Annotated in this window: 1 protein-coding gene; it reads right to left on the bottom strand. The window is 31.8% G+C overall.

What is annotated here, in order from left to right; genetic code table 11:
• Positions 1–305, bottom strand: a 305-nt coding sequence (locus LG649_RS16030) for a hypothetical protein (RefSeq protein ID WP_226544822.1), incomplete at both ends; no start/stop codon positions are given.

Below are 305 nucleotides of genomic sequence, written 5' to 3'. Positions count from 1 at the left end.
CTCATGCTTTCTTGCATATTATCTAGAACATCACTTAAAAAATCTGCTAAATTATTGGCGGCAGTTACTGCAAATTGTTGATTAGAAACGCCTTGATAAACTTGATTTTCGGCTAGTAAGCTTAGAGCTTTATCGATATTATAATATACTTCTGTAATTTCGTTATTAACTTGTTCAGACAATTTTGGCTGACGTAATGAAAGTGCAAATAAGCTATCGTCTATATGCTCGAAATGCTCACGTAAGTTGTGTTGCTTTTTTAAATATGTTGCATACTTATTATGATCTGCTTGTATACCATTAAA

This window comes from Neotamlana laminarinivorans, assembly GCF_020523925.1.
Lineage (GTDB): Bacteria > Bacteroidota > Bacteroidia > Flavobacteriales > Flavobacteriaceae > Neotamlana > Neotamlana laminarinivorans.
The sequence above is the reverse complement of the archived record's forward strand: the minus strand, read 5'-3'. Positions and strand labels throughout refer to the sequence as shown.